Consider the following 7,988-nt stretch of genomic DNA (forward strand, 5'->3'; position numbering starts at 1 on the left):
GATGTCCAACATCCATCCCTATGTCGGCCGCGCCAACACGCGCGTCGACGGCCCTCTGAAGGTCTCCGGTCTCGCGAAGTATTCTGCTGAATTCGGCGCCGAGGATCTGGCATACGCCGCAGCCGTGCCGAGCGCGGTCGCCAAGGGCCGGATCACCGCGCTCGACGTTTCCGCGGCGCTCGCCGCCCCCGGCGTGATCGAAGTTCTGAGCCACAAGAACAGGATCGATTTTCCGGAAGACGACGAGCCGTTCAAGAACGACATGGTGGCGGTGCCGGGCAGCCCGTTCCGCCCGTTCCGGGACGACAAGATCCACTACGCGGGACAGGCGATCGCGCTGGTCGTCGCCGACACCCACGAGAACGCGCGCTACGCCGCGACGCTCGTGAAGGCGACTTATGACGTCGAGACGCCGAACGTCGATGTCGCGACGTCCGCAAACTATTACGATCCGCCCGAGAAGCGGGACGGCATTCCCCCGCCGCCGGACCCCCGCGGCGATGCCAAGGGCGCTTTCGACAGGGCCCCGATCAAGGTCGAGAGCGATTATCGCGTCGTCGCCGAGCACCACAATCCGATGGAGCTCCAGGCGACCACGGTGATCTGGGAGGGCGACGGCCGCCTGCTGGTCCACAACAAGACGCAGGGCGTCGTCAACCCGAAGAACTACATCTGCTCGGTGTTCGGGCTGGACGAGGACAAGGTCCGGTTCTTCTCGCCTTATGTCGGCGGCGCCTTCGGCATGGCGCTGCGCCCGCATTACGACGTGTTCCTCGCCGTCATGGCGAGCCTCAAGCTGGAGCGCTCCGTCCGCCTTGTGCTGACGCGCGCGCAGATGTTCACGATGGGCTGGCGGCCGGACTGCCTCCAGACGCTGTCACTCGGGGCCGAAACCAGCGGCAAGCTGACCTCGATCACTCATCACGCGATCCAGGCGACCTCGATGTTCGAGGACTACCAGGAGCCGATCGTGAACTGGTCGGGCCTGCTCTACGACTGCGACAACGTCTCGCTGAAATACGAGCTCGGAAAGGTCGACACGTCTACGCCGTCCGACATGCGAGCGCCGGGCGCGACGACCGGCGTGTTCGCGCTCGAATGCGCGATGGACGAGCTCTCCTACGCCGCTGGGGTCGATCCGATCGAGCTCCGTCTGCTGAACTACTCCGACCACGACCAGAACGACGACAAACCGTTCTCCTCGAAGGAGCTGAAGGCCGCCTACGAGCAGGGCGCTGAGCGCTTCGGCTGGTCCAAGCGGAGCTTCGAGCCGCGCTCGATGAAGGAGGGCCACGAGCTCATCGGTTATGGCATGGCGACGGGCTGCTGGGAGGCGATGACCATGCCTCACAAGGCGCGCGCCACCCTGACCGCAGACGGCAAGCTCGAGGTCGCCTGCGCGACCGCCGACATCGGCACCGGCACCTACACGATCCTCGCCCAGATCGGCGCCGACGCGCTCGGCGTCGATATCGCCGAGGTGACGTCAAAAGTCGGCGACACGTCGCTGCCGATGGCGCCGGTTGAGGGCGGGTCCTGGGCTGCGGCGTCCGCCGGCTCCGCTGTCAAGCTCGCCTGCGAGGCGTTGAAGGAAGAACTGCTGAAGCATGCGCGCGGGCTCGACAATTCCCCGCTCGCCAACGCCTCGCTCGACCTGGTGACGTTCTCAAACGGCCGCATCGCGCTGAAGGCCGATCTCGCTAAAGCGGTTTCGGTCGCCGACGTTCTGAAGAGCGCCGGCGTCGAAAAGCTCGACGGCGAAGCTGGCTACGCGCCGGACGAGGAGTTCACGAAGAAGTACGCGGGCTACACGCACGGCGCCTGCTTCGTGGAGGTGCGCGTTGATGAAGAGCTCGGCGTCATCCGCCTGGTCCGGATCGTCAGCGCGATCGCGGCGGGCAAGATCCTGAACCCGCTCACCGCCCGCAGCCAGATCCTCGGCGGCGTGGTCATGGGCTGCGGCATGGCGCTCCACGAAGAGACCAAGTGGGACAAGACGCTCGGCCGGGTGATGAACGCCAATCTCGGCGAGTATCACGTGCCCGCACACGCCGACATTCCGGAAGTCGATGTGATCTTCGTGGACGAGGAAGACGGTTCCAATCCGCTCGGGATCAAAGGCCTTGGTGAGATCGGCATTGTGGGCGCTGCGGCTGCAGTCGCGAACGCGGTGTTCCACGCGACCGGCAAGCGCGTGCGCGAGCTGCCGATCACGATCGACAAGCTGCTTTGACGCTCGTGGGTTTGAACGACGACGGCGTGGAGGCGGCGGTGAGCGACGTCGCCGCCTTCACTTTGCGGCCTGTCTGCATCCAGTGCCGGTCCTGCAGCCGCAAGTCTGCCTATCGCTCGACAAGCCCGGAAGCGCGCAGCCTTCAGGGCGATGCGCTCAGGCGGCTAGCCTGCAGCGCATGCGGGGCCAGGAATCCAAAGGTGTTTCGACTGTCGGACGATCGGGAAGCCGCTCGCTGGCTGGCGGATCGCTAGAAGAACGCCGGCCCTGCGTGCTTCGACACGGCCCGCTTATGCTGAAGAGCCGTCCGAAAGGACGGCGCCTCGAAGCATGCAGACGTCAGTAAGTTCTCCGGCTCAGTAGCCCCGGACAATCCGGTTCTTGCCGCGCAGCTTCGTCGCGCCGGTTGGCTCGTCGAACCCTTGGGCCTCGCTGCGCGACGGAGCCGAGGGCACGTACTCGGTCGGCACGTCGTCAACGGGGACGCCTTGCGGACCGGCGTTCCAGCCGAGTTCCTGCGGCGTCTCGCGACGGCGCGCGGGCGCGGTCTGCCGCGGGGCGTCGTAGTCGTCCTGCATCTCGCGGGCCGCGACGCGGTTCGGTGCGCGCTCGGCGACGGGCGCGGGAAGCGGACGGGCTTCAACGGGTTCCGCAAGCGGACGGCTCATGACCGCGCGCGGCTCCTCACGGCGCTCGCGACGAGGCTCGTACGTCGCCGGCGGCATTTCGGCCTGGGCGAGCCGCTCATAACGCGACGGCGCAACGCGGGGTTGGGAGCGTGCGGGCGCCGGCTCGGGCTCGTAGACCGGCACGTCCGGCTGGATTTCACGTCGTGGCGTCTCCGCTTGCGCCACACGCTCATAACGGGACGGCGCCGGGCGCGCCGGCGCACGCATGGCAGCCGCCGACGCCTCATAGACCGGGACATCCGTTGGGATCTCGCGGCGCGGCGTCTCGGCCTGCGCCAGGCGCTCGTAGCGCGACGGCGTGGAGCGCGGCTGGACCTGCGCCGTCGCCGGTTCATATTGCGGAACCTCCGCGGCCCGGGACGGGGCCTGTCGCGGCAGATCGGCCTGCGCCAGTCGCTCGTAACGCGACGCGGCGCCGCGCTGCTGCGGTCGGGCGGAGGGCAGCGGCTCGTATTGCGGAACGCCGTCCGGACCGCCAGCGGGCATCGGCTGGTCGACGCCGTTCGAGGCGATATCGAAAGGCTCCGGTTCCCGCACCCCATTGCGGGCGACAGCCACACGCTCTTCGACCGCGATCGGCCGGTCCCGGATGACTGGCGCCGGCCGCACCGACGCCGCCACGACTTCGCGCGGCGTGGAGGACAGCGAGCGGTCGTTATAGGGCTCCGCATGCGCGATCATCACGCGCTCGGTGGGGGTCGGCGGACCGGGCCAGCGACCTTTCGCGCCGTACCAGGTCTTGGGCGGCTGGACCTTCTCGTAGAAGGCGTTTCCGCCCGCGACCAGCGTGTACCGCATGTTGTTGTAGGGGTAGCGGTACCCGTAGGTGTGGAAGAACATCGACGAGCCCGCGCCCGTATGGCGCGCGCCATTGAAGACGGCGTCAGCCATGCGGAAGGCGCGCGGCTTTCCGCTGTCGGTCATCGGACGCGTCAAAACGCCCGGCGCGAACTGGTTAGGCTGCCCCACCACCTGGCAGACGGTCGAGCCATGCCTGCCAGACTTCAAGCGGTTCATCACCACCGTCCCGACGGCCAGCATGCCGGCGTCGCTCGAACGGTTCGACTCGAAATACATCACGCGCGCCATGCACTCACGCTCGGTGAGGCTAACGCGGGCGACGCCGCCGCGCGAGGCGCAGCCCGCAAGCGCAGCCGACGACACGGTGATGACCAGCGCAGTGCGCAGGGTGATGGCTGAGGGGCGTGACAACGCCTTGACGCTCCAACTCGATACGCAACGCGAACCAGAGGCCGGACTGTGTCCCCGTCGCCACGCGGGCTGACGGAATGCGCTCCCGACTTCTCGGGTTCAAAGAAACGCGAAGAGTGTGAGCAAATGCTTAAGCCCAGCTCCCGGATGCGTAGATACCCGTATACGCATCCGGGTCACGCGCCGCGCCTTTACTTCGCCGCGGCCAGCATCTCCTTCATCTCGGCGATCTCGCGCTCCTGGTCGGCGACGATCTTTTCGGCCATCGCCCGCACCTTCGGGTTCTTTCCGTATTGCAGCGCGACCTTCGCCATGGCGATCGCGCCTTGGTGGTGAGGGATCATGCCGGCGAGGAAGTCCTTGTCCGCATCGCCGGTGTAGGACCGCTTCATGGCCTTGTGCATGGCCATGTCGGCGGCCTCATAGGCCTTGGTCGACGGCGCATCCGCGGCGACCTTCATGGCGCCGTGATCCATCTCGCCGGAATGGTCCATCGTCTTCATGTTTTCGGCCGCGGAAACGGCGGCGGACGTCATCAGGGCGGCCGCGAACAGGCCGCAGGTCAAAACGCGCATAGCGCTGATCCTTGCTTCAGTCGGTCTTCGATGTGGGAGTGCACGGGCGATAAGCCCAAGGCGTCAGGCGTTCCGCGGCGGGGGCGACGTCGGCCTCGACGCTGCGGCCTTCAACGCGGCCGTCGTGCGGGGAAACGCATCGAGCGCCGCGAACGGCGCTGGCCAGCTGGCTGCCATGGCTTCCGGCAAGGCGCAGCATTGCCCCGCGCAGCAGGCCTTGGCGTGATGTGAAGCCTTGTGAGGGCCATGCGACGGATCATGGCTGGCGGACGCCTGAGCGGATTGGCTACCTTCGCATGCATGGGAAGGCGCGGCGCTGACGCCGAACAGGCAAAGGGCCAACAGGATCGCTAGAAGGCGACGCGCGCTCATGCCCGGATGATCGGGCACGCCGGAGCTTAGCGCCACCAATATTCCTTGATGTTCCCGCGGCGGCCCAGCGAGAAGTCGTACATCGACTGCTGCTCCTGCTCCTGCGTTTGGTAGCGCGGGCCATAAGGCGTGTCGTCCCTGCCTTCGACCCGCTCGCCGTTGCGCCGCCAGATCCCGGCGCGCCGTTCGGCCTCCGATCGGTACTGCGGCTGGTCATAGGCCGGCTCGCGATAGACGCGGCGGCGTTGACCGGCCTCCGCGACCGAGGGCAGAGCTATGACGAGAGCGAAAAGTAGGGCCGCCGAGAGTCTGATTGCGCCGCAAACCTTTTGAAGCGAGACCGGACGAGGCGTCTTGCAACAGCCTCCCAGCAATTGAACGCCCTCGCCTCGCCGTCGTTCCTGTCCCCGTTCCGGACCCGCCTTCAAGAGATGATCGAGACCACGCAGCAGCGCTATGAGGCGCTCGTGCGATCGGAGGCGCTGGAGCGCGATCCCGCGCAGGAGGCGGTGGTCGGCCGGCTGAACCTGCTCGACCAGCGCCTGCGCGAGCGCAACCGCGGCAAGTCCGGCGCGCTTGGCTGGCTGTTCGCCTCCAAGCCCACGCCGCTGAAGGGTCTCTACGTCTGGGGCGACGTCGGCCGCGGCAAGACCAAGGTTATGGACATCTTCTTCGACAGCGTGCCGATCGAGAAGAAGCGGCGCGCGCACTTCCATGACTTCATGATCGACGTGCACGCCCGTATCCACGCGGCTCGACAGGCGGCGAAGGAGCACCGCGGCCCGTCCGGAGACGTCGTGCCGCTCGTCGGCCGGGCGATCGCGACCGAGACCCGCCTGCTGTGCTTCGACGAGCTGCACGTCACCGACATCGCCGACGCGATGATCCTCTCCCGCCTGTTCGAGACGATGCTTTCGGAGGGCGTTGTCGTGGTCGCGACCTCGAACGTGCCGCCGACCGAACTTTACAAAGACGGCCTGAACCGTTCGCTCTTCCTGCCGTTCGTCGGGCTGATCCGCGAGCGGATGGAGGTGGTGAAGCTCGAGGCGCGCGCCGACTTCCGGCGCGAGAAGCTCGGCGACCGCAGGCTCTGGCTCGTCCCCGCCGACGACGCGGCGCACGCTGAGCTCGACGAAGCCTTCCGCGACCTCGCAGGCGACGACGGCGCGCCGACAAGCTTCGTGGTGCAGGGCCACGACGTCCGGCTGGCTCGCGTCAGCCACGGCGTCGCCCGCGCGAGCTTCGACGACCTATGCGGAAAGCCGCTCGGCGCAGCCGACTATCTCGCGCTCGCCCGCCGCTACCACGCACTGGTGCTCGACGGCGTTCCGAAGCTCGACGAGAACCGCCGCAACGAGGCGCGCCGCTTCATGACCCTGATTGACGGTCTCTACGAGCGCAACGTGAAGCTGATCGCCTCCGCGGAGGCCGAGCCCGACGCGCTGTGGACAGGGTCGGAAGGCTACGAAAGCTTCGGCTTCGCCCGCACCGCCTCCCGTCTGGCCGAGATGCGATCTGACGAATGGCTCGCTCGCGGCCACGGAAAGCCGGACAGCGCGGCAAGCGGCCAGACGACCGGGCTGGTGGAGACGTGACGCGCCGCCGAGCTTCCATGATGGCGGCCGCCTGCGTGCTTCGAGACGCGCCTTCGCTCCTCAGCATGAGGAAGGATCGCGTCTTGAAAGCGCATACGGCCTTCATGCCGAGGAGCCTTCCGTCAGGACACCGTCTCGAAGCACGCATCGCTTCCGAGCGCAGCCGCGCTTGAAGCCTCTCGCCCTTCGGTCTAGTTCAGCCCCCGCGCAAACCCGTCAGAAACGAGGAACCAGACAATGGCCCGCAGCAAGATCGGACTCGTCGGCGCCGGCCAGATCGGCGGGACGCTCGCATTCCTCGCGGGCCTGAAGGAGCTTGGCGACGTCGTGCTGTTCGACATCGTCGACGGCGTGCCGCAGGGCAAGGCGCTCGATCTCGCTGAATCCTCGCCGGTCGAAGGCTTCGACGCCAAGCTCACCGGCGCCTCGTCCTACGAGGCGCTGTCCGGCGCTGACGTCGTGATCGTGACCGCCGGCGTGCCGCGCAAGCCCGGCATGAGCCGCGACGACCTGATCGGGACCAACCTCAAGGTCATGGAGCAGGTTGGCGCCGGCATCGCGAAATACGCGCCCGACGCCTTCGTGATCTGCATCACCAACCCGCTCGACGCCATGGTCTGGGCGCTGCGGGAAGCGTCCGGGCTGCCGCCGGAGAAGGTCGTCGGCATGGCCGGCGTGCTGGATTCGTCGCGCTTCCGCTACTTCCTGGCGGAGGAATTCGGCGTCTCGGTCGAGGACGTCACCGCCTTCGTCCTCGGAGGCCATGGCGACACGATGGTGCCGCTGCCGCGCTACTCCACGGTCGCCGGCGTTCCACTGCCCGACCTCGTGAAGATGGGCTGGACCACCCAGGAGAAGCTCGACCAGATCATCCAGCGCACGCGCGACGGCGGCGCCGAGATCGTCGGCCTGCTTAAGACCGGCTCGGCGTTCTACGCGCCGGCTGCTTCCGCGATCGCGATGGCCGAGAGCTACCTCAAGGACAAGAAGCGTGTGCTGCCGATCGCGGCTCACCTCACCGGCCAGTACGGCGTCGACGGCATCTATGTCGGAGTGCCGGCGGTGATCGGGGCGGCAGGCGTCGAGCGCATCGTCGAGATCGAGCTCGACGACGCCGAGAAGGCCGCCTTCGACAAGTCGGTCGGCGCCGTGAAGGGCCTCATCGACGCCTGCAAGGCGATTGCGCCGAATCTCGGCAAGTAACGGCGCGCGTCGAGGGGGCCTGAGTCATGTCGATCCTGATCGATTCCAGCACGCGGGTGATCTGCCAGGGTTTTACGGGCAAGAACGGGACGTTCCATTCCGAGCAGGC

General features: G+C 67.3%; 6 protein-coding genes. 3 read left to right on the forward strand and 3 right to left on the reverse strand.

Going from position 1 to position 7,988, the window contains the following annotated elements; translation table 11 throughout:
• Window position 1 precedes the first annotated feature (1 nt).
• On the forward strand, window positions 2-2,233 hold the full coding sequence (locus EYR15_RS14850; protein ID WP_131004354.1) for a xanthine dehydrogenase family protein molybdopterin-binding subunit: 2,232 nt from the start codon (window positions 2-4) through the stop codon (window positions 2,231-2,233).
• Window positions 2,234-2,589: 356 nt separating this feature from the next.
• Here the strand turns inward: EYR15_RS14850 and EYR15_RS17330 are convergent, their stop codons facing one another.
• The 3 genes from EYR15_RS17330 to EYR15_RS14865 all read right to left on the reverse strand — a co-directional run bounded on the left by EYR15_RS17330 (window position 2,590) and on the right by EYR15_RS14865 (window position 5,455).
• Window positions 2,590-4,134 carry a cell wall hydrolase gene (locus EYR15_RS17330; protein WP_342635549.1) on the reverse strand — a complete coding sequence of 515 codons (1,545 nt, stop codon included), beginning with the start codon at window positions 4,132-4,134 and terminating at the stop codon, window positions 2,590-2,592.
• Between the two features lie 191 nt (window positions 4,135-4,325).
• Window positions 4,326-4,709, reverse strand: a complete 384-nt coding sequence (copM, locus tag EYR15_RS14860; RefSeq protein WP_131004355.1) for a CopM family metallochaperone — start codon at window positions 4,707-4,709, stop codon at window positions 4,326-4,328.
• A 398-nt stretch (window positions 4,710-5,107) separates the two neighbouring features.
• The gene (locus EYR15_RS14865) at window positions 5,108-5,455 is read right to left on the reverse strand and encodes a hypothetical protein (protein WP_131004356.1); all 348 of its coding nucleotides are present in this window, start codon (window positions 5,453-5,455) and stop codon (window positions 5,108-5,110) included.
• A 57-nt stretch (window positions 5,456-5,512) separates the two neighbouring features.
• On the opposite strand from EYR15_RS14865, the gene zapE reads away from it, so the two are divergent.
• Together zapE and mdh are read left to right on the forward strand one after the other, a co-directional pair.
• Window positions 5,513-6,676 carry a cell division protein ZapE gene (gene zapE / locus EYR15_RS14870; RefSeq protein ID WP_131004357.1) on the forward strand — a complete coding sequence of 388 codons (1,164 nt, stop codon included), beginning with the start codon at window positions 5,513-5,515 and terminating at the stop codon, window positions 6,674-6,676.
• Between the two features lie 237 nt (window positions 6,677-6,913).
• On the forward strand, window positions 6,914-7,879 hold the full coding sequence (mdh, locus tag EYR15_RS14875; RefSeq protein ID WP_131004358.1) for a malate dehydrogenase: 966 nt from the start codon (window positions 6,914-6,916) through the stop codon (window positions 7,877-7,879).
• Window positions 7,880-7,988: the final 109 nt, after the last annotated feature.

The organism is Hansschlegelia quercus (assembly GCF_004310425.1).
Lineage (GTDB): Bacteria > Pseudomonadota > Alphaproteobacteria > Rhizobiales > Methylopilaceae > Methylopila > Methylopila quercus.